Annotated in this window: 19 protein-coding genes; 5 read left to right on the forward strand and 14 right to left on the reverse strand. The window is 52.3% G+C overall.

Annotated features, from left to right (window positions below):
• Positions 1-44 precede the first annotated feature (44 nt).
• The 8 genes from QEH53_RS02760 to QEH53_RS02795 form a co-directional block, all read right to left on the reverse strand.
• Positions 45-356 (reverse strand): hypothetical protein, encoded by a 312-nt coding sequence (locus QEH53_RS02760; RefSeq protein ID WP_309021593.1) that lies wholly within the window; start codon positions 354-356, stop codon positions 45-47.
• Positions 357-433: 77 nt separating this feature from the next.
• A complete protein-coding gene (locus QEH53_RS02765; protein WP_309021594.1) occupies positions 434-997 on the reverse strand; it encodes a hypothetical protein in 564 nt (187 codons plus the stop codon).
• 2 nt (positions 998-999) lie between these two features.
• A complete protein-coding gene (locus QEH53_RS02770; RefSeq protein WP_309021595.1) occupies positions 1,000-1,569 on the reverse strand; it encodes a nucleoside 2-deoxyribosyltransferase in 570 nt (189 codons plus the stop codon).
• 69 nt (positions 1,570-1,638) lie between these two features.
• Positions 1,639-2,940, reverse strand: a complete 1,302-nt coding sequence (locus QEH53_RS02775; protein WP_309021596.1) for a nucleoside transporter C-terminal domain-containing protein — start codon at positions 2,938-2,940, stop codon at positions 1,639-1,641.
• A gap of 151 nt (positions 2,941-3,091) precedes the next feature.
• Positions 3,092-4,048 (reverse strand): hypothetical protein, encoded by a 957-nt coding sequence (locus tag QEH53_RS02780; RefSeq protein WP_309021597.1) that lies wholly within the window; start codon positions 4,046-4,048, stop codon positions 3,092-3,094.
• Positions 4,045-5,073 carry an ABC transporter permease gene (locus tag QEH53_RS02785; protein WP_309021598.1) on the reverse strand — a complete coding sequence of 343 codons (1,029 nt, stop codon included), beginning with the start codon at positions 5,071-5,073 and terminating at the stop codon, positions 4,045-4,047. Before QEH53_RS02785 ends, QEH53_RS02780 begins: the two co-directional genes overlap by 4 nt.
• Positions 5,066-6,589: a sugar ABC transporter ATP-binding protein gene (locus tag QEH53_RS02790; RefSeq protein ID WP_309021599.1), complete on the reverse strand. Its 1,524-nt coding sequence runs from the start codon at positions 6,587-6,589 to the stop codon at positions 5,066-5,068. The genes QEH53_RS02785 and QEH53_RS02790 overlap by 8 nt, the downstream gene beginning before the upstream one ends.
• 122 nt (positions 6,590-6,711) lie before the next feature.
• Positions 6,712-7,698 carry an ABC transporter substrate-binding protein gene (locus QEH53_RS02795; protein WP_309021600.1) on the reverse strand — a complete coding sequence of 329 codons (987 nt, stop codon included), beginning with the start codon at positions 7,696-7,698 and terminating at the stop codon, positions 6,712-6,714.
• 665 nt (positions 7,699-8,363) lie between these two features.
• Here QEH53_RS02795 and QEH53_RS02800 point away from each other — a divergent pair.
• The 3 genes from QEH53_RS02800 to QEH53_RS02810 all read left to right on the forward strand — a co-directional run bounded on the left by QEH53_RS02800 (position 8,364) and on the right by QEH53_RS02810 (position 11,134).
• Complete coding sequence (locus tag QEH53_RS02800; protein ID WP_309021601.1) at positions 8,364-8,570, forward strand: hypothetical protein; 207 nt, start codon at positions 8,364-8,366, stop codon at positions 8,568-8,570.
• A gap of 381 nt (positions 8,571-8,951) precedes the next feature.
• On the forward strand, positions 8,952-10,871 hold the full coding sequence (locus tag QEH53_RS02805) for a DUF5916 domain-containing protein (protein WP_309021602.1): 1,920 nt from the start codon (positions 8,952-8,954) through the stop codon (positions 10,869-10,871).
• Positions 10,868-11,134: a hypothetical protein gene (locus QEH53_RS02810; protein ID WP_309021603.1), complete on the forward strand. Its 267-nt coding sequence runs from the start codon at positions 10,868-10,870 to the stop codon at positions 11,132-11,134. The genes QEH53_RS02805 and QEH53_RS02810 overlap by 4 nt, the downstream gene beginning before the upstream one ends.
• A 68-nt stretch (positions 11,135-11,202) precedes the next feature.
• Here the strand turns inward: QEH53_RS02810 and QEH53_RS02815 are convergent, their stop codons facing one another.
• The 4 genes from QEH53_RS02815 to QEH53_RS02830 form a co-directional block, all read right to left on the reverse strand.
• Complete coding sequence (locus QEH53_RS02815; RefSeq protein WP_309021604.1) at positions 11,203-12,234, reverse strand: hypothetical protein; 1,032 nt, start codon at positions 12,232-12,234, stop codon at positions 11,203-11,205.
• 40 nt (positions 12,235-12,274) lie between these two features.
• Positions 12,275-13,093, reverse strand: coding sequence for a class I SAM-dependent methyltransferase (locus QEH53_RS02820; protein WP_309021605.1), 819 nt, complete (start codon positions 13,091-13,093; stop codon positions 12,275-12,277).
• A gap of 277 nt (positions 13,094-13,370) precedes the next feature.
• A complete protein-coding gene (locus tag QEH53_RS02825; RefSeq protein ID WP_309021606.1) occupies positions 13,371-14,345 on the reverse strand; it encodes a phytase in 975 nt (324 codons plus the stop codon).
• Between the two features lie 162 nt (positions 14,346-14,507).
• Positions 14,508-17,330 carry a TonB-dependent receptor gene (locus QEH53_RS02830; protein WP_309021607.1) on the reverse strand — a complete coding sequence of 941 codons (2,823 nt, stop codon included), beginning with the start codon at positions 17,328-17,330 and terminating at the stop codon, positions 14,508-14,510.
• Between the two features lie 546 nt (positions 17,331-17,876).
• Here QEH53_RS02830 and QEH53_RS02835 point away from each other — a divergent pair.
• The gene (locus QEH53_RS02835; RefSeq protein WP_309021608.1) at positions 17,877-18,506 is read left to right on the forward strand and encodes a hypothetical protein; all 630 of its coding nucleotides are present in this window, start codon (positions 17,877-17,879) and stop codon (positions 18,504-18,506) included.
• Here the strand turns inward: QEH53_RS02835 and QEH53_RS02840 are convergent, their stop codons facing one another.
• Together QEH53_RS02840 and QEH53_RS02845 are read right to left on the reverse strand one after the other, a co-directional pair.
• Positions 18,507-19,178 carry an RNA polymerase sigma factor gene (locus QEH53_RS02840; protein WP_309021609.1) on the reverse strand — a complete coding sequence of 224 codons (672 nt, stop codon included), beginning with the start codon at positions 19,176-19,178 and terminating at the stop codon, positions 18,507-18,509.
• Positions 19,171-19,914, reverse strand: coding sequence for a hypothetical protein (locus QEH53_RS02845; protein ID WP_309021610.1), 744 nt, complete (start codon positions 19,912-19,914; stop codon positions 19,171-19,173). The genes QEH53_RS02840 and QEH53_RS02845 overlap by 8 nt, the downstream gene beginning before the upstream one ends.
• A 178-nt stretch (positions 19,915-20,092) precedes the next feature.
• On the opposite strand from QEH53_RS02845, the gene QEH53_RS02850 reads away from it, so the two are divergent.
• A complete protein-coding gene (locus QEH53_RS02850; RefSeq protein ID WP_309021611.1) occupies positions 20,093-20,872 on the forward strand; it encodes a hypothetical protein in 780 nt (259 codons plus the stop codon).
• The last annotated feature ends 191 nt before the right edge of the window (positions 20,873-21,063 follow it).

Here is a 21,063-nt window from a genome sequence, read left to right on the forward strand (position 1 = left end):
AACTCAAAGTCACCCAACTCTATATTGCAACCCCCTTAACCGAACTAGACCTTGCCGCTCGGCTGCATCTTGTCCACGAAGCGACGCACGATTTCCGCAGTCAAGTCCATCAAATCTAGCTCCTTCTCCATTTCACGAACTTTACGCGGACGGCCGTGCAACGCGAAAGCTATGTTGCCCACGCCAAAGAGCACTGGTAGGATTGACTGAACCATGCTCCTTGTCTCAATCTGCACCCAAATTCCGAATACAGCGAATGCAAGACCAACCAAACAGTAGAAGCCCTGCAAAACAGGCGAAAAAGTCTTAACTTCGATATCTTTCAAGTCGTCGGCGGTAATAGGTGTACCCTTCATCTCAATACGCCTTTCGCACAATTCGATTCCAGCGTTGATAATACGCTTTTCTATAAAGTTACGCCCCATAACCCCAATCAATAGCCGACACCGCACAAGTCAACCCGTCCCTCCGGCCATTTCCGGCTGAAACCATACGCCATGACCGACTTCTCCCACCACGGATTGACTTGAGGATCTTCAGCGTACCGATTAACAAATTCGTTCTCAGCCGTGAACGCGCCTAAGCGCTTATAAAATTCTGGCACCCCCGTCTGGAATAAGCACCACGGTGTCTCATCGCACAGACGGGAAAAAGCATCTAAAACAATCTGCCGACCGAATCCCCTGCCACGATCGCAAGGCGAGCTGCAAACTCCCGCTAGTGCCAGCACCGGCTCCTCTCGTTGCAAGGCAGCGAAGTGGATCTTCCTCACGTAAGTCCAAGCAACGCCCATTAATCGATTTTCGCCCTCGAGTACGTGGAAACGCTCGCTACCTGCCTCAGCGCGATGCTCCGGACAGCTTCCCAGAAAGAATGCCTCAACTCGCTCTTCGATTCCCAATCCGTCTGTATTTGGCCAAATTTCTTCCCACAAAGCGTGCATTTGCATCGCCCTCTCTCTGCTTAGGTCTGATCGGGATAATTGGAGGAGTTCCATGACTACATCCCTAGCAATGTTTCCAGCTCCACGCGCCGTTCCACTCGTGGCTCAACCACAGGCGGTTTCGAAAGAACCTCATCCAACTTTTGAACTACCAATTCACTCAATCGACCGATCGCGTCGGAAGAAGCCTTTACGCCCTGACCTTCACCGTATCCTGATTCCACATACATTTTCATAGAATCAACTACTAATGAAACTGTTCGTGGGTAGAAACTACACATTAGATTCCAAGGATCATCGTTTCGATCTCCCCCTTTACGGAAATCCGTCCTCAAGAGCACACTTGGTATATCAGCAAACTTAGCCGCCATAAATTCCACCACCGTCCCCGAATCGAGCTCTGTACCATCGTACTGAAAAATGGCAGCGTCGCAGTCTAGCAGACCTTGAAAATCGCCATCTCGAATCGCTTTCGCATCCATGGACTCCGCTTCGTAGTCTTGCGGCAGATACAAGGAATATCGCCCACCTGAACAGCGGTTGATTCCATCGCCCAATAACGCATTTCCGCTCAAGTGTCTCAGATCGAACAAACAACCTGCTAAATAAACTCTTTTTGTATCCATAATTCTAGAGCAACATATGGGTTGCACAATTCGAAGCGATAGATCCGACCTTTTGCAACTCCGTTAACTTCAAATTTTCCCCTGAATCGTGGAGGCCACGATCGCAGTAATGTAGCAAGCAACCATCCCACCCACCAGAGATTTGAATCCATAGCGTAGAAGGTTCGGTCGTTGGCTCTTTTCCAATGCCGAAATACCGCCCACTTGGATTCCAATAGAGGCTATGTTAGCGAAACCGCACAAAGCATAAGTCAGTATCAGCAAGGTCTTGCCATCATCTATAGCACCGCTGGCCTTCAACTCAGACATATGAAAATAAGCGAAGAACTCGTTGAACACCAGGCGTTCCCCGAGTAGCTGGCCGACTACCAGCAAGTCCGAATTCTGTACACCCAGCAACCAGGCAAATGGAGCGCTCGCTGCTCCCATCAAAAAACTGAAATTAAAAGCATCGAAACGTCCATCAGTCACAGCAGCAACCCAAGCATTCAGGCCAGTCCATTCGCCGATCCAAGCTCCTACTGCATAATTCAGAAGTGCCACCACCCCAGTGAAGGCCACAAGCATAGCACCCACATTCAAGGCTAACTTCAAACCGTCCGTCGTTCCCTTCGTCGCCGCATCGAGTAAGCTATCGTACTCCTTCTCCTTGGGAAAAGCTAACTGACTATCCACTCCCTCGGTCTGGGGCGAGATAATCTTGGCCGCGATCAACGCAGCAGGTGCGCTCAGTACAGACGCTGTCAATAGGTGCTTGCCGAAAGCAATGCGGGCCAGCTCGTCATCTCCCCCCAATAATCTCATGTAAATGGCGAGCACTCCACCTGCGATCGTTGCCATGCCACCTGTCATCAAGGCGTTAATCTCAGATCGAGTCATCTTCTTCAGGTACGGCTTAACCACAAGAGGAGCTTCCGTTTGACCGATAAAGACATTCGCAGCTGTGGCCAAACACTCCGCTCCGGAAAGCTTCAAGGTCTTACTCAACATCCAAGCAAACGCGTAGACGATCACTTGCAGTATACGCAAATGGTAGAGAATTGCGGAAAAAGCGGAAAAGAAGACAATAGCCGAAAGCACCGTCCAAGCTAAACCGAATACCGTGACATCTGCCGGCATCGAACCAAAGACCATGGCGGCACCCTCGTCGCTGAATCCGACCAATCGATTGAAGAATCCTGATACACCTGACATCGCTCCGTGCACCACCGGAACCTTCAGTATCAACAATCCGAGCACAATCTGCAGGCCTATGCCAATCCCGACAAACTTCCAATCGATTCTCTTGCGATCCTCGCTCAGCCACCAGCACAAAGCCAGTAGTCCCATTATCCCCACCAAAGCCCGAAGAAGCGTCAAAAGCATGTCCATCGGGGCTCCTTTCTGTTGCGCTGTCTCTTAACCCGCAATCCTAAAGCAACCGATCCGCAACCACAGGCGAACTTCAACGGAGGGATGGCTTCCCAGCCGCCCACTCCACATAAAAAGCTCTCCCCAAAAGACCTAACCGCACACTCGCTCGCTACTCCTTGCCGCGAGCCAAAGCACGTTGGGTCAGGATAAATCCTAGCAGCAAAGCTGCGATCGCAATGCGAAGGAACGCTGGTTTGAAACGCCCATCGAAATTGAGAATAGTCTGAATCACTGCAAAGGTCAGCACGCCTAGCAGCGTGCCAGTCGCGCCGCCGATACCGCCGGTCAACAAAGTGCCGCCAATCACGACGGCCGCGATCGCATCGAGCTCCATGCCCACACCCGTCAGCGGATTTCCGCTTCCCATGTAGAGGGTTGTCAAGATACCCGCAAGGGCTGAGCAAAACCCGTTAAAGGCGTATACGCCGATTTTCACCTGATCAACTGGCAAGCCCATGAGTCGGGCCGAGTCTTCGTTTCCTCCAACTGCATAAACATAGCGTCCGAAACGGGACCACTTCAGCAGACACACACAAAAAACGAAGAAGACGATGAATGCCAATGCACCCGCGCCCAAGTAAGCGCCGGGACCCACTTGTAATTGAAAATCCAGTACCGCATCGTAAAAGCCGTTTTGGATACCGATCGAGCTACTGCTGATCACGAAGCCCATTCCTTTCGCGAAAAAGAGGCCTCCCAGAGTTACAAGAAAAGACGGCAGATCGTAGAACACGATCAAAGCACCCATGCCCGCTCCGAAAATTACTCCGATAACCAAAGCGATTCCCCATGCCACAGGCACCGGCACGCCAGCGTCTTGCACCAAGTACGCCACCAAGATGGTAGTAAATCCAATCACTGAGCCCACCGAAAGGTCGATGCCCTTGGACAGGATAACAACGGTCATGCCTAGGGCCGTAACGCCAAGGAAAGAACTATCCGTGAAAAGGTTCGCAACGACGCGAAGCGAGAAAAACCCTTCGTAACTGAACGACGCGACTGCAAATAGCGACGCGAGGACACCGATGGTTGCGTAGAGTGGATTAGCGCGTAGCGAAACCTTCATGACGCCTTCCCTCCAAATTTGGTGATATTAGTAATTTGTTTCCTGAATCGTTCCGACTGCAGTAAGCATACACCCACGATCACTATCGCCTTGGGCACCGGTGCCACCGCCGCGGACACGCCTGCATTGTAGAGAGTCAAAGTCAGCGCCTGCAGCAAAATCGCTCCCAGAATGGAGCCGAAGAGCAAGAAACGTCCGCCCGTTAAAGCTGTGCCACCGATAACCACGGCAAAGATTGCATCGAGCTCCTTGAGCTCGCCCACTCGCATAGGGTCGGCTGCACTTACCGAAGCCGCATCAAGCACGCCCGCCAAGCCAGCAAGGGCGCCACACACTGCATAAACGATCAACTTGAGTCGACCCGCCTCGATTCCACTGAACCGGCTGGCGTGTTCGTTGTCTCCGACCGCTTCGATCAGGAGTCCCAACGCCGTCTTTCGTATTGAGACCGCCATGACTAGAAAGATTACTGCGACCAACCAGAGCGAAAAAGGAATTCCCAAGATGTAACCTTTACCCAGATACAAGAAAGCTGGATCTTGGATCTTAACCACGTCGCTGTCTGTTATGAGTAGGGCAACTCCACGCCCTGCAACCATCAAGATAAGGGTCGCGATGATCGGCTGGATCTTGCCGAACACTACCATAGCTCCGTTGAAGAAGCCCAGGGTGCCCACGATGATTAGTGTGATCGGAAGCGCGACATATAGCCCGTAGCCCATTTGCGTTACAAACGTTGCCGCCAAGGCTCCGCCGATCGCCATCACCGCACCCACTGATAGATCTACACCTCCAGTCGCAATCACGAGGGTCATCCCAAGAGCCAACAGCATAACTCGAGCTCCTTGGCTGAAGATATCCACTAGATTTCCGTAAAGATGCCCATCCCGCACGCTGACCGAGAAAAACTCGGGGCCCGTCACGAGGTTGAAAGCGATGACAAGAGCCAGGCCTGCTAATGGCCAAATCAGCGGATTGTCGCGTAACGACTTTTTCGATACAGTAGATTCTGCTGCCTTACTCATGGTCCGCAATCTTCCTTACAATAGCACTTTCCGTGATAGCCGAACCTTGCAGCTCGCCTATCACTTTTCGGTCACGCAACACCAATACTCGGTGACAGCAACGGACCTCCTCATCCATCTCCGAAGAAATCATAATCATACTAAGACCATCCTCACTGAGCGACTCGATCAGCTTCTCGATCTCCGCTCTGGCACCGATATCAATCCCGCGCGTCGGTTCGTCCAAAATCAATACTTTGGGCTCAGCCGCCAGCCAACGAGCGAGTAACACCTTTTGCTGGTTTCCTCCCGACAGCTCACTGATCTTCGCCTCAGGACCTGAAGTCTTGATGCGCATCGCCGCAATATACTTTTTCGCCAAAGCGTCCTGCTCTTCCCTTGGAACTGGATTCATGGGTCCACGACGGGATTGGAGAGCGATCACAATATTCTCGCGTACGGTTAGATTCGGAAAAATGCCTTCCGCCTTACGGTCCTCTGAAGCAAGCATGATACCGTCACGTATCGACTCACTGGGTACACCCTGCTTTACGCGCTTGTCTTTTAGGTCCACTGTTCCAGTGGTAGCTTTGTCGACGCCAAATATTAGTCGTGCGCACTCAGTACGCCCCGAACCGAGCAATCCAGCGAGTCCAACGACCTCGCCTTCCCTGAGCTCGAGATCGACAGAATCAATCATTCCAGGCGCACCCAACCCGCGTACTTCAAGCTGCACCTTCCGTCCAGCTCGGTCCGCGGCTATAGCGTCTAGCTCGCCCGCTCGGCTCTGCATTTCCTCAAAAGCTTTTCCGAGCATGTCCTGAAGCAAGTCTTGTTTGCTCAATTCTTTGGCGTCACGCGTCGCGATGTAACGCCCGTTGCGCAGTACCGTCATGCGATCGCTCATTCGAAAAACCTGATCCAAGAAGTGGGTAATAAAGACGATACCAATTCCCTTGTCCCGCAGCAGGTTCATAACGCGGAAAAGATTTTCCACTTCCGCTTCGTCCAAACTCGCGGTCGGCTCGTCGAGGATCAAGACCTTGGAATCAACCTCCAAAGCACGTGCCAATGCCACCAGCTGCTGCATGGCGACTGGCAAAGTGGAGAGCGTGGCATCCAGATCGATGTCCATCTCCAGCTTACTGAGAGCTGACTTCGCACGATTGCGAGCGTCCTTCCAATCGATCTTGCCGAAAGCGTTCGTCTTGACGCGCCCGAGCACGATATTCTCCAAAACAGTGAGATTCGGCAGCAAATTAACCTCTTGGTAAACAGTGCCTATCCCTATCAATTCAGCCTCGCGCGGACTCCGCGGAGCAATGAGCTGACCATTCAGCTCCACGGTTCCCGTTTCGGGACGATGTACCCCAGTAATGCACTTGATGGTCGTCGATTTACCGGCACCATTTTCGCCCAGCAAGGAATGTATCTCCCCTGCCCGCAGTTCGAAGCTCACGTCAGACAGTGCCTGTACGCTTCCGAACTGCTTGGAAAGCCCTCTGACCTTCAGAAGTGGAGTCGAGTCGTTACTCATAATACTTTTTATCCGGATCGTAGACTCCGCGGGGAAGAGCATCGCACCGCGATACTCTCATCCGCTTGGTAGATTCGAAGGGAATGCTAATAGTACCAAATCGCCTCCGTGTATCCTAAAGCTTAATACTTTCTCGAATCGATTACCTCGGCCGCGTTTGTCTGATCGAAAACACCATCCTTCATCACGACGCGACGCTCGTACGGCTCGCCGTTGAGTATCTTCTCAGCCATGTCGAAAGCGAGTGGGCCGAAAAGAGGCGTACACTCCACGATACAATTAATCTTGCCAGCTACGACCGCCTCAAAGGCTTCCTTGATCGCATCGATCGATATGATGATAATGTCTGTGCCTGGCTTGAGACCCGCAGCCTCGATCGCTTGAATTGCGCCCAGAGCCATGTCGTCATTGTGAGAATATACCACGTCGATGTCGCTGTGCAGCTTGAGGAGAGACTCCATCAAGTCCTTGCCGTCCGAGCGGCGGAAATTCGCGCTCTGGGATTCTATGATTGTGAAATTGGAGTGCTTGTCGACCACCTCTTTGAAACCGTTTTGGCGGTCGATAGCCGGAGCGGATCCTGGTGTGCCCTCTAGCTCGACGATCTTCACCTCATCACCTTTGACGTTTTCGACCATCCATTGGGCAGCCAAACGACCCTCTTCCACAAAGTCAGAACCGATGAATGCCGCGTACAGAGACTCGTCAGCAGTGTCGATTTCGCGATCCATGAGAAGAACTGGGATTCCGGCGCGCTTCGCTTCCTTGAGGACTGGGTCCCAACCGGTCTCGACGATCGGAGAGAGTATGATCAGATCAACGCCCTGCGCCACGAAACTACGGATAGCTCGGATCTGATTCTCCTGCTTTCCTTCGCCAGACGAAAACTTGAAATCGACGCCACGCTTCTTCGCTTCGTTTTGCAGGGAGTCGGTGTTCGCTGTGCGCCAAACGCTTTCAGCGCCCACCTGAGCAAAACCGATCTTTAACTGTTCGTTAGCAGCATCACCGCCGCCACCACAGCCGGTAAGAAGGGCGCTCGCCAGCAACATCGCCGGAGCAGCCAATCGAGTGAACAATGTCATGAATTGGGATGAATAAGATTTCATTTTTTGAAGGTCAGGGTTTGCTAATCAATCAGGGGGATAGACAGCCGTTTTTAGATCGACGACGAGGGGTCACTTTGCTTCGGCCAGTATCTACATCCAATCCGAGAATTACTTAACAGTAAAGCCCTTCTTAAATTGGACTCAGCATCGAGTCAGCGTTTATTCGGTACGGTTGGACGTTCGCGAGGGAATCCGCACGTTTATACCCTTAACCCGTAATACCCAAATAGACGAACCGACTGACCCGGACCCTAGCGGTTCTTGGAGTGGCCTCACTTAGCCCCATAGCTTATACGAACTACCACGAGTCCCCCACGCTCTCACCATCGATCTCGACCAAACAGGCCATGAGATAAATCCTTTCGACTACGGGCAGTTTATCAAGCGCCTCTGACGCTGCGTCTTCGGTGGAATTTGAACAGAAACGCACGGGGACCGTAGGTTCTATTTCCCCTTCACAGAGGACAACGCCCCGTAAAAGGACCTCCTTGACACCGACTAACCCGTTGTATGTGCCCTCCATGGAAATCATCGGTAATGCCTCGGGCTTGCAAAAATCGCTCCGAATCATTCGTAGGCGAATACACGCCGTCAATCGCCGCTTGAACCGCAATCCGCCAAAATGATCTCTCCATCGTATCCGGCAAGTCGTACGACGGCTATATTTGGCTACGAATCGCGGATCCGAGCGACGCACCATCGAGGTCAGCTTCTCCGCGAGCGCCGAGCGCAGCGACGCCCAAAGATCGACCTTCACGGCAACGGAAGGAGCGTATCAAAAATTCCCCTACACATATACCGCCAAAGAGGACAGCGACGAAGCGAAGTCGACCGATGGCAAGATCCTCACTATTCGCGTCGTCAACCGATGAAGCGGCGACCCTAGACTTCAGCAGTCTCGAACTACCGCAGAATGCAACCGTGTGGACCATCAGCGGACCAGATCACAAAGCTCGCAACGCACCAGGCTAGAAACGTCAAGTCGACGCCATCGAGTCTACTGCCGAACCGACTAGGGGCGTCCGAACACCAGCCCTGAGCTCCGTCCCATACCACATCGAGCTTTAAGCAGGTGAGCCAGCCTTCACGCCGACCCCAAATCCAAACAAGCGTTTTTTTGTTTTTGAGCTAGCGTAGCAACGCCCACAAAAGAGCCTTTTCTCAGGCAGGTGGAAAAGGCTCAGCTCGATATCAAGCGCAACGGTGCAGTGGCGCGAAAGTCGCTAATCCGGAAAACTTACTACACCGAAAAGATGTCTATCTATAATCCGACGCGCCAGTCGGCCCGTTCAACTTGTCCGCTCCGGAGACTGGCACTCGGGTTTTCGTTCGCATTCTGCTGCAACACAGTAATTTCCCAACAGGCTGCGACTTGGAAGAGTTCTCGAACCTATACGGCCCCAAAGATCGACGGAATTCTCGACGAACCGATTTGGCTAAACCAAGCGGCGATTACAGAGTTTCGCCAAGTGGAGCCAACCCTTGGGGAAGAGCCAAGCCAAGGCACTGCGTTCTACCTCGCCTACGATTCGAACCGTCTCTACTTCGCGATGGTTGCTAACGACAGCGATCCCGAAGCGATCGTCGCCACCCAATTGAAACGGGATGCGGACCTCAGCGGCGACGACAACGTCGTGCTCGTAATCGATCCCTTTCTCGACAAGCGCAACGGATACTACTTTTCCTTCAACGCTCTCGGAGCCCGACAAGACGCATTGATACGAGGTGGCGTTACTCTCAATACCGATTGGGATGGGATCTGGGATGTAGTAACCAAACGTTCGGATACCGGCTGGATCACTGAAGGCTCTATTCCGATTTCAACGATTTCATTCGATTCCCAAGCCCCCGCTTGGGGACTGAACATCGAACGCGTCATCGCAAGGACGGGTGAGCGTATCCGCTGGAATGGGACACAAAGGCAATACCTCGTGAACAATCTAGCTAACACGGGGCGTTTAATCGGATTGAGCGATCTTCGACGAGCCTCGGGTATCGAGCTTCGCCCCTTTACCACCGTAACCTACGCGAACGATCGTACCAACGGGGCGGAGACAACCCGCTTCGATCCTGGATTCGACCTCTTCTACAAGCTCACGGAATCGACCACAGCCGTCCTCACCATAAATACCGACTTCGCAGATGCAGAGGTCGACGATCGCGTGGTCAACCTCACTCGATTTCCCGTCAATTTTCCCGAAAAGCGTGCCTTTTTCCTGCAGGACGCAGGCGTGTTCTCCTACAGCTTGATCAATAATAATCCGCTACCCTACTACTCTCGAAGGATCGGTTTGGGTCCGCGGGGCGAGGTCGTCGACATCAACGCTGGAGCCCGCATCTCAGGACGAGAGGGCCCTATTAACTTTGGCATACTCGGCGTATCCACCGACGCATCGGGCGACATTGAAGCCAAGGAACTCGGTGTAGCGAGAGTGCAATGGACGCTCACCGACGAAACCAATATCGGCACCATAGCCACCTACGGCGATCCTCGCACCAACGGCGACGCCTGGCTTGTAGGATTCGATCTTAACCACACCACAGGCCAGTTCCTCGGGAGAAACGCCAACCTGCTCGACAGCTCCCTATATTTCCAGCGCACCGGGGCCACCAGTCTCGACGGAGACAGTGACGCATACGACTGGGGCCTTATCTACGATAGCCCGACTTGGGGATTCGTCAGCTACCTCGATCGAGTGGGCGAAGACTACTACCCTGCACTCGGGAGCGTACGTCAAACTGGCGTCTATACCGTAACCGGGAAAATTGACTATGAGCTCAACCCTAAAGCTCTCAAGAGTTTCGTCCCAAACCTGTCCTATGTTCGTAGATACAATATGATCTATAACGATCGCGAGCAAGAAACCGTCGGCGCGGAATTCACCGCCGAAACCCAGCGGGGGACACTTTGCTTGTCCGCTACCGCCTGGAACGCGAACGATTGCCGCAGCCTTTCGTCGTCGGAAAAGGCCTGTTTGTTAAACCAGGTGACTTTACGGGGAACCGCTTTCAGACCGAGCTCGCTTTTTCAAAATCTCGTCCACTATCCGCCACTGTTGGATACACCCAAATCCCGTACTACGGGGGGACGCAAGATACTTACAACAGCGAGATCACCTGGCGCCCCTCCCCCGTCTTCAACCTTGATACCGGTTACGAATACACCGCCGTGAAATTGCCCTACGCTGAGTTCCCAGTTCGGCTGATCAAGCTAGCGGCCACCGTGCAATTTTCCAAAGAACTCGTATGGTCCGCCCTCAGTCAATACGACAACATCAGCGCTAGCATCGGTTTCAACACGCGCCTGCGCTGGACCTACGACCCGGGTAGCGACATATACCTCGTCTTTAATCAAGGTATCGATACCGACAACGACCGATGGGAATACACCCGCTCAGAACTTAGCGCTAAAGTGGGCGGAACCTTTCGCTTCTGAGACACCGGTCATTCTCAGCTCAGAAATGGGGAACCGTGCAGCGATTCGCTCGTTTCGACTGGTCCTTACTAGCTCCGCCTCAAATCCCAGATCGCCCGGCATTTTTTGGCCAAACGCCCAAAGGCTTCGGGCGTGATTGCTTGTTTGGGATCGTCACCCAAGCCTCCCATCGGATCGATATTTGATTCGATGCACAATCCGTCGGCTCCGTAAGCGACCGCCGCCATGCTGCACGCCTCGACGTAGGTTGACTTTCCGACCGAGTGAGATGGATCGACCACCACCGGAGCCCAAGTCTTTTCCTTGAGCAATGGTGTGATGCTTTCGTCTGGATGATTGCGGTACCCTTCCAACCCAGGCAAAGTTCCTCGCGGGCATAGGATCACATTGGGGTTCCCGAAATTCACGATGTACTCCGCGGCGGAAATGAATTCGTTCACCGGCCCAAGGTGCCGGCCCCGTTTGAGCAATACGACCGTATCGCGGCCGGAAATTTTCTTTCCGATTTGACGCAGCAGCGAATAGTTCAGAGCGTTTCGCGTACCCACTTGCAGCATGTGCACTCCCGCATCCAGAGCGATATCGAGATGCTGCTCTTCCATAACTTCCGCATTCACCGGCAACCCTGTCCGCCGCGAGGCTTCCATCAAGATGTCGAGCGCCTTCACATCGCCTTGGTACGAATAAGGATTAGTGCGCGGCTTCCAAACACCACCTCGCAGAGCTTGTACGCCCACATCCTTCAAGGCATCTGCCGTTTCGAAAAACTTATTCGGTTCGTTCGGATCAACCGTACAGTGCCCCCCGATCAGCAAGAGCTCTTTGCCCAACTCGACACCACCGAACAAAACACGATGGTGCTTCAACTCCGAGCGAATATCCAAGAGCTTATGTGGGGACTGGATAGTATCCACTCGGTCCACATACTCCAAGCCTTCGAGACGGTTGATCATCAGTTCATGCCGCTCGTCTCCAACGATTGCATACACGTTTTGACCCGCTCCTTCGATAACCTGGATGGAGCAGGCGAAATCCTCTACAATGGAGTGGATTTCCTTAACTTGGGCGTCAGTGAGCTTAGGAGACTTCGGGATAATCATGCTGCAAGCCTAGCCGCCTTCTCGCCGATCTCAAACACTACTATGCCTTTTCAAAGAGGTAAAACTCGTACCGCTTCACCTCGCTGAAGCGCTTGGCATCGAGCAATGGAAGCTGATCCTCCATTTTCTTGATTTTCTTACGGGCTAGCCATTTCACGAAACCAAAAGTCCAGCTGTGCTTTTTGCGGAACCGCTCGGTGAACATGTCCGCAGCCATCAGGATGCGATCTGCGATCAGCTTGCCCATGTCGAGGGTCTTGGCCGCTTCATGCGTGATGTCGCGCTGTTTCACGATCTTGTAGCCGTTGCCTTCGGCTGCCTTGAGAAAAGCCGCTCGATCATGTCCACTCTTGGACAAAATCCCGGCCTCATGATCAACTACGAAATAGTCGCACACCATGAGGTGGCCGCCCGGTCTGAGAGCCACGGCGGCGTTCTCAAAAACTCGATTCACTGGGATGTACTGGCAAGACTCGCTCATGATTATGCAGTCATATTTGCCCGCTTCCGGCTCGAAGTCCTCGAACTTGAAGTGGTGGAACGGCACTTTCAGCTTCTCCGCAAAGTAACCCTTCTGGTTCCTGTCGGGAGAAAGTCCCTCCACGTCATAACCACGTTTTTGCAGGTTCACGCACATCTCACCCGTTCCGCAGCCCACATCCAAAATCTTCGAGCTTCCATCGGGTATGCTATCCAGCAGATAATTCTCGTATCGCGCCTGCGCCTCTTTGAGCGCATCGAACGTCAACTCATCATCGTCGTTCCAAATTCCGTAGTGAAGACGCTCGAGACCGAGTACGTCGCGATAAAACCTCAAGGCGGTGTCGTTACTCGCCTTATCGGATTGGGGTTCAGACATAAATGTGGGGATATGTTGTTGAGGAAAAGGAGCAGCCCAGCTGATAAATCACGAGCACGAAAGCAACCTGCTAGCAGATCACATGCCTTGTAAAGGCTTTTCCCGTAAGGGAATTCTTCGATGCCGCATCCTCCTTATGAAGCTCCTTGCCTGCGACAGACCGGTATCCGCAATTACACCTTTTCGACTATAGAGTTACCACGCCCCTTTCCGTGGAAGACAAACAAGCCGTATCCTTCGTCGGGATACGGCAACACGAAATTTAACTCGGGACCGCTTACTCTTCTACTTTCAATCCAAGGCCTTGAATCACCTCGCCCAGATCAAAAGCAGAAATAGCTCGGTCGTTATCGCACGCGTAGAAAACACCGTGAGGAAAGCGGGACAACGGCTTCTGGCTCAACCAAATCCCATCCGTATTGAGAGTTCTCTCGCCCGAAAAACTCCCTCGGTATTCGAGACTTTCACGATCAAAAACATGGAACCAGTTTTCGACTTTCCCTTGGTCGGTCACTATCCAATACCCTGTGCGATCTGACATTTCGTACAATGCAATACCCTCGACCTGGTACTTGAAAATGCCTTGTCCAAATGTCGTGCCAGTGAACTTCCCATCCAAATCGTAAACTTTGACTTGGCGCCCCTTTTTGCTGTCTTCCAATTCCTCAGCGACCAGCAGACGATTGTGGATAGGATCACCGTAAATTGATTCGACAACGTATAAGCGACCATCGCCAGAGACCGCCCCAAACGCAGATTCCCACTCTGCATCCGCAGTCGAGCCCGCCGTTTCCAATAGGTATCGGTTCACCCGGTGGCCCAAGTCCTTGTCAGCCGGAATCTCTCCCTCTGAAGTTTCGTAGTTGTCTGCTACATACACTTCGTACTCCCCCTGTCCCAGAGGCTTGACGTACAAACCGTACGGCTTGCCCAATTGCTCTTCGCCGAAGCTCGCGATCCCAACCATCGTGGGGAGATACACCACTTGCACGCGACGGTTGTCGCGCTCAACCACGAGCATATAGTCATCGACCACCCAAACGCCGTTCGGACGATTAAATTGCCCGAGCTCCGAGCCCAGTCCACCAAGGCGGCGAATCATAGCCCCATTTTCAGCATCGAAAACATTGACCGAGTGTCCTGCCTTGCTTGTGGCAAAAAGCAAATTCCGCCCGTCCGGAGCATGCCACACCGCTGGCGAGTCGATATTCTCACGGGTCTGATCAGTCGTGAAGAAAGTTTCTTTTACCACTATCCTTTTGGTTTCCGACATTCCAATGGAGAGTGAGGAAAGGCAGAAAAAAAGAGCTAAAAACTGTTTAGTCATAAGAAGAAAAATATAAGGCCGCCGACCGTATCGAGATACGGTCGACGGCAGTTTAAGATTTATGTAAGTAGGAGAGCGACAGCAGGCTTAGTAGTGCCAACGGAAACCGATGTTTGAGCTCCATCCATATTCCTCAACTTGTCCGTTACGCGCAGGAGCGCCATCTGGGGACTTGAGGAACACACGAAATGGCTCGTCCGTGATGTTCAGAACTTCAGTGTAGAAAGTCCAATGGTCCGACGCGCGATAGCGGAAGGTCAGATCGATCTGGCTGAAGTCATCTACATAAAGGTCTTCGAAAACATCTCCTCCAATCGCCTCGTCTTCGCGCAGGCGCTCGCTACGCCAGTTCATGGCGACACGGCTGAAGAACTTCCCCTTCTCGTAAGTGAAGGCAAGGTTTCCGACTGTATCGGACTGTCCTATGAACGGTACATTCTCATCTTCACGGGTCGGATAAGTCGCCTCACTGTCGAGAAAGGTCACGTTAGCCATGACGCCAAAACCTTTGAACGCGTCGCCGAAAAGAGCGAGTTCCTGCTGGTACGCCAATTCAAGACCCTTGATATCTCCTTTGCTTCCGTTGCTAAATGTAGTGATTTCCTCGATACTTTCAAAGGCCGGATCAGTGCCTAGGATTTCTCTGAAGATCTCCGGACTATCGCTCCGCTCGTAGCTTTGCTCGAAGGCAAAGTTTTCGATATCCTTATAAAACACCGCTGCCGAAACGACGCCAAGGGAAGGCAGGTAGTACTCAACGGATGCGTCCCAATTGGTAGACTCTAGGGTCTCCAGATTCGGATTTCCAATCTCCATTTCGTCAGCGTCATCGTTGATAAATCTACGATAGGCTGTATCACCGAAACCAGGACGTGCGAGAGAGTTTGACCAAGATGCGCGGTAGACGAGATTTTCAGTAGCATTGTAGCGGTACTGAAAGCTCGGAAGGAAATTATCGTAGTCCCTCGTAGCTGAAATTGGCGAACCTGTTTCGGAGTCCTCAAGGTATTCAAACCCGTTGGTTTCGAAGTCCGTTTGCTCGAAGCGAGCGCCAGCGATGAAGCTGGACTTGCCAAGCGTCCAACCGGCCATGCCGTAAACTGCGAGGATGTCTTCCTCCGATCTCCAGTCGTCTAAAGTGCTGTCTTCAATGACACGCTCTGAATCGAAAGAAGTTTCGTTTCCGAAGAAAGCAGCATTTACCTTGGCCGCATCAATGCGTGGAGCCCTCAGAAATGGATAGCTTGTGGTCTCACCGGCCAAGTTGGCGAAGGAAAATGAATCGGGTCCATCTTCAAATTCGATAAGCTCAATTTCACTGCTCTTTTCCTTCGTTCTCATGCGAACGCCGAACTTGAGGTAGGCTTGTCTGTCACCAGCAAAGTCGTAGCGAGCGTTGAGCGCCAAATCCAAGGAGTCTTCCTCGCCCGATTCGTTAGCGAGTTCCAACTTGTCAAATTCGTTGTAGGTAGCCGCTTCCGAAATACTAGGACCTGCAGTTTGATTAATCGTGAAATCGTATGGATTGGTAAAGCTGTAGTTGAAGCTCACATCACCATCACCGCGCTCAAACCGGGTCGAGGTTTCGTTGGGGCGTGTCTCCTCCCCTTTCGACATACCTGCGAAACCGTCTAGGGTCCAGCTACCCACCAGTTTTTCGAAGCCAGCGATAACCCCAAAGACTTCCTGGTCCTTTTCGCGTTGGCGGAGGCGACGTGAAACGCCTTCCACGTTTTCAACCGTTCCAGACTCAGCGCTGAGTGCAGTGATCTCTCCATCTTCCAAAGGTAGAATCGTACGGTAACGATTTTCTGTGTCCGCAAAGTTGTTGTAGTTAGTTCTCAGATACAGCTTGGTTTCGTCATTCGGACGAGCTTCGATCGTTGCGGTCACACCTTTGCGTTCGCGCTTGATTTCGTATTCTCGAAACTGAACCTCTTCCGGAAAGTAAAATTCGCCACCGCTCGGAGAGTCTTCTTCAGACCACGCATCAGCGACTTCGTAGTTGTGTGATCCATACTCACGGCTTTGAAAAGAAGGTGCGACGAGAAAGCCCCAATTGCCATCGTCGGAGATCCAGCTGGTCTCGCCATTGAACTTGTGACTCCAGTCCCCGGTGATGTCGGAATAAGTCATTTGCAAACCGACTTGCGAATTGTAGACGTCGCCGTCGAAGGGACTTTTTGTCTTAATGTTCACCTTGCCAGCGATGCCCTCCGCATCCATATCGGGAGTCGGTACCTTGGTGACTTTTATAGAGGAAAGCATATCGGAAGAAACTACGTCCAATGCAGTCGCTCGCTCGCCTAGGTCAGCTCCCGCGAACGAAGCTCCGTCCAGTTCAACCGAAGTGAAAGTATAGTTCAATCCACGCAGCACCACGTAGCGCCCTTCACCTTGGTCACGGTAGAGGGCCACACCAGGTATACGCTGTAGCGATTCTGCCGCATTTTGGTCAGGAAAGTTCCCGATCTCGTCCGATGCAACTATGTTACTCAGGGAATCTGCCGCCCTTTGGCTATTCAAGGCTCGAGCCGTTCCCACTAAAGCTCCCTGCACTTGGAACGCGTCCAACTCGACGACATCACTGGAGAATGCAACATCCGCACGAACAGTCCCGCTAGAGGGCACCTCGACAAACGTTTCGGTTGTTTCGTATCCAAGATAGGATACACGGATCGCTCTCTCACCCGCAGGAACGTTCGCAAGAACGAAGTTACCTTGATCGTCCGTGTAGGACTTTACCTCCGAGTTCAGAACTTGGACGAGCGCTCCTCCAAGAGCTAAATCGACGACTTCATCCGTCACCCGGCCTACGATCTTCGCGCTCTGCGAGTAGACAACCGATGCACTAAGGCAAAGGATAGTGAGGAGGCGACAGGAGCCTCCAATAATTGAACAAGGTTTCATGGTTATATAAGCTCGTAGTTTGAAATGCTGTGACACTGGTCAGGAGCTGGGAGGTCGAAAAGCCGCTGTCAACCGAGCGCCATCAAGTGCGCAGTTTCTTAACATTCACGCCTCGCCCGCGTAACAATCCTCACCCATCCGTAACAATGGAGGCCTAGCTCCGGCCTTATTAACGCGATCTGGCGCACAGTTTCAGAATCGCGCCAAACCTTTGCTCGTTGAGCCGTGTGACCGGATATTTGCTCGAGAGAGCAATAAGATTCTCTTAGGCGCTCTTCGCATGGCGGATGAGCGATTTCCGCAAGCGGAACTCCATCCCTCCCAGATGCCGGGAGTCTTTACCCAAACCACCTTTTCCTACGCCCCCTGCACGCCCCTATTTGGCAACATTTAGCTCTTTTTTTAAGAGGACACCACAGCGATTTAGCCCGATCGTAGCCGATATGAGAAGGTACGGCCTCGGCCATTCATGAATGCGTATCCTCGACGAATACTCCGTCAGGGAAACCAAATGATAGAGCTCGAATCCAAACCAACGAACATCCAATGATAGTCGACTTACCAAAACCAGGAGGTTTCGCCTCCCTAACCTCATCCAGCCCCAAACTGGACTCAGTGCCGCTCGGCCGAGTCTTGCGTGGACTCGCCGATCGACTCTCAATCGAAGCTTCAGAAACTATCGACGAGACTTTGGAGCTTTTTCTCGAAGAACACGAGCGTTACGCTAACGCCACACGCATCGCCAGCCTCTCGAGCGCGCACGCTCTCAAAGCTTGGGCAGCCGAACGTCTACCGAGTCTAAATTTGTCCTACGGCTTTGTAAACCGCATCGATCAGGACGCGATCCAGACAAATCTCGACGAGACAGCACCCCTTAAGCTCGTGGAGTTCGCCGACGACCTCACTTTGATTGCCGGCTATTGCCGCTCTCTTGAGGAACTTAAGATCGAAGCTGCTCCCCATTCTCATGGCCTCAGCTTTCGCTTCTGCTTCAAGGGTTCGTCCGACGACGAGTCTCGCTTCCGGGTCGAAGATGAGAGTATCGCCAATCTACTCAACCATGGCAGCGGCGACAATTCGCTTAAAAAGCGTATCATTGCAACGGATACTCAAATCGAGGCCGAGTGTATCGTACTACGTAAAAAGGTAAGACTCGGGTTCATCCCGAAATTTTAACTAAAGAGCGATTGACGCGCACGTGGGTCCAACGGTTTCAGCCTTAGGCTGGGCCGTTTTTTTTTGAGCAGATTCTTCTAGAGAGCGAGCTTCCGCCAAGCGAGTCCGAAGCAGTTTTCGAGCTCGGTACAGTCTCGTTTCCACACCGCGAGTCGAGCAGCCAACGATGTCTGAAATTTCCTTGTAGCTCAGATCTTGGTAGTGGTGCAGCAGGACCGCCGTTCGAAGATCATGAGGCAGGCCGGCTACGGCGTTCTTCAATGTACCCAAATCTTCATCACGCTCAATAGCATCAATTGGAAGATCATCCTCCGAGGGCAGCACCTCCAGCAAATTTGGACGGCTCCGTCTTTCACCTTTAACACTCAGACACTCAATCGAAGTTTCCGGGTGTCGCTGATGCCAGCGTGCCTTGTTCTTGCAGAGGTTGGCCGCTATGGTGAACACCCATGAAGACAATGGGTAGCTGAACCTGTACTTGTGCCGTTTCGTGTAGATTCGCACGAAGGTTTCCTGCAAGATGTCGCGTGTCGCAAATTCGTTTTGCGTGTAACGATAGATAAATGAATACAAAGGGCGCTGCCATCTCTCAATAATACGCTCCAACGATCCGGGAGCGTCCTTGAGCAGGCCGCGCATGAGCTCTTGATCGTTTGCCGAATCGCTAGGCATCCGTGGTTTCTTCGTCCATGTGAGAAGGACGAGGGTAGATGTTATCGAGCAGCTTCCTATATCGAGCTCGCTGTGCGGGCTCGATAACTTGCTCGACTTTGCTCAGTAGCTCCTCCGTCAGCTGAGTGGAGCGTTCACTCAATCGCTTCTGGTTCTGCAACAGCTCGTAGAGTTTGAAATAGTCGATCACGTCATTTTCCATCCGCTTCCGATCCAGCGCTTGAAACTCGCGATGACTCTCAACCAACTCCGTGAATAGCTCATCGAAAGCTACTTCGTAGTAATTGTGCAGGGCGCTCACTTTTCGGTATTGTGGCTCAGACAAATCGAGAGCTCCCTGCAACCAACCCAAGCCAGCTAACAACACGGAAGCTTCAACCGGTTTACGTGGGGTAGCGACTCCGCCTTGATGCGCGAACTGATCAGCCCCTGTCATGGCTTGGAGACGATAGATCGGGTCGATCGAAAGCCGGTAGCTCAGCGTGAGCTCTTCCCTCGAATCGCGTGCTCCACCGGTTATCAATTGAGAAAGCCCCATGCCTACGAGCACGAAAACCGCAGCAAAGCTGGCAGCCAGCCCCGGTCGCAACAGGGCATTGCCAATCCAGACGACGATCTCCTCGCCGGGCGACGGAGCTTCCGCCTGAGCTCGAACTCGTTCTGCCAATTCGGAGTCTACACTGTAACCGTCATCCCAACGGTTAAGAATTTCGTCGATTTTATCGTCGTCTGACATGCTCTTTTTTCTGGGGAAGTCGGACCTCGAAACACGGGGTACGTCACACTCACATACCCTAGCAAAGCTCGCAACCCTTCAGGAAAAAATTGGATTGAAGGGATTCCGCTTTCCGCGGAGTAACTCGTATGACGATAAGATTTCAGGCCCACCGCTGATCCAGCACCAACAATATTCGATGAACCGTGCTAAAATAGTAGCTTTTCTAGTCCTCGCCATGGGATTGACAGCAACCTTAGTTGCGAATTCCGAAGGGGAAATCGTGCGCTACCGGGCAAATGCGCAGCCGAACTTCGAATTTAAAATACATCCAACCAAAGACCCCATTTACCCACTTTCGCTGAAAAACCGTGGGATCGCAAATGGCAGCACTGTATTCGCAATCTACGTGAACCAATTCGGCGAGCTGGAAGACTTCCTCCTGTTAGAAGCAGATCATTTGGACTTTGCGAAATCAGTGGAACGCGTTATCCCGGAATGGAGCTACTCTGTTCCGTTGATCGATGGAGAAATCGCTTCGATCACCAGCAAGATACGCGTGAACTTCACCAGAGGCAGAGGAGTTGTGTATGAAACTATCGGATACCAAACTGCACTACCAGCCTTTCAGGATGAACTGCTGAACAGAGAAACTTATCGCGTATACAATCTGGACGAGCTCGATAGTATCCCTATCCCTAAGCACGTCGAGAAACCGAGTTTCCACGACGACATGCTAGAAGAGCGGGACATCGTTAACGCAGTCTTCGAATTCTACATAGACAGTACTGGAAACGTCCGCATCCCCACGCTTCGAGAAGCCGACGATCGAATCGACGAGCGACTGCTCGTCATCGCGCAGGAAGCGCTCTTACAGTGGAAATTTGAACCGCCTCTGAGCCATCGACGCCCCGTGGTCGCGAGAGCAGCCCAGCCTTTTCGCTTCAAGAAAAGCGAACTGAAAAGCACAAACAACTAAGAGATCTCGTCTTAGATCTTGGTACGCTCGCTCGGTGCGCGCTTCGGCCGGACAGCTAAGAGGTTGTCCCGTTACCAGCGCGATGTGAATCGAAGTCTCCGTGAAAATAGTTACGTTTCGGATGGGTATCCCTCTCAGCCAGACGCTAAATTCGCTAACTTTCCCCAAAGGATTTGAAGTAGGCCATATCG

The sequence above is a fragment of the Pelagicoccus sp. SDUM812002 genome (genome assembly GCF_031127835.1).
Lineage (GTDB): Bacteria > Verrucomicrobiota > Verrucomicrobiia > Opitutales > Opitutaceae > Pelagicoccus.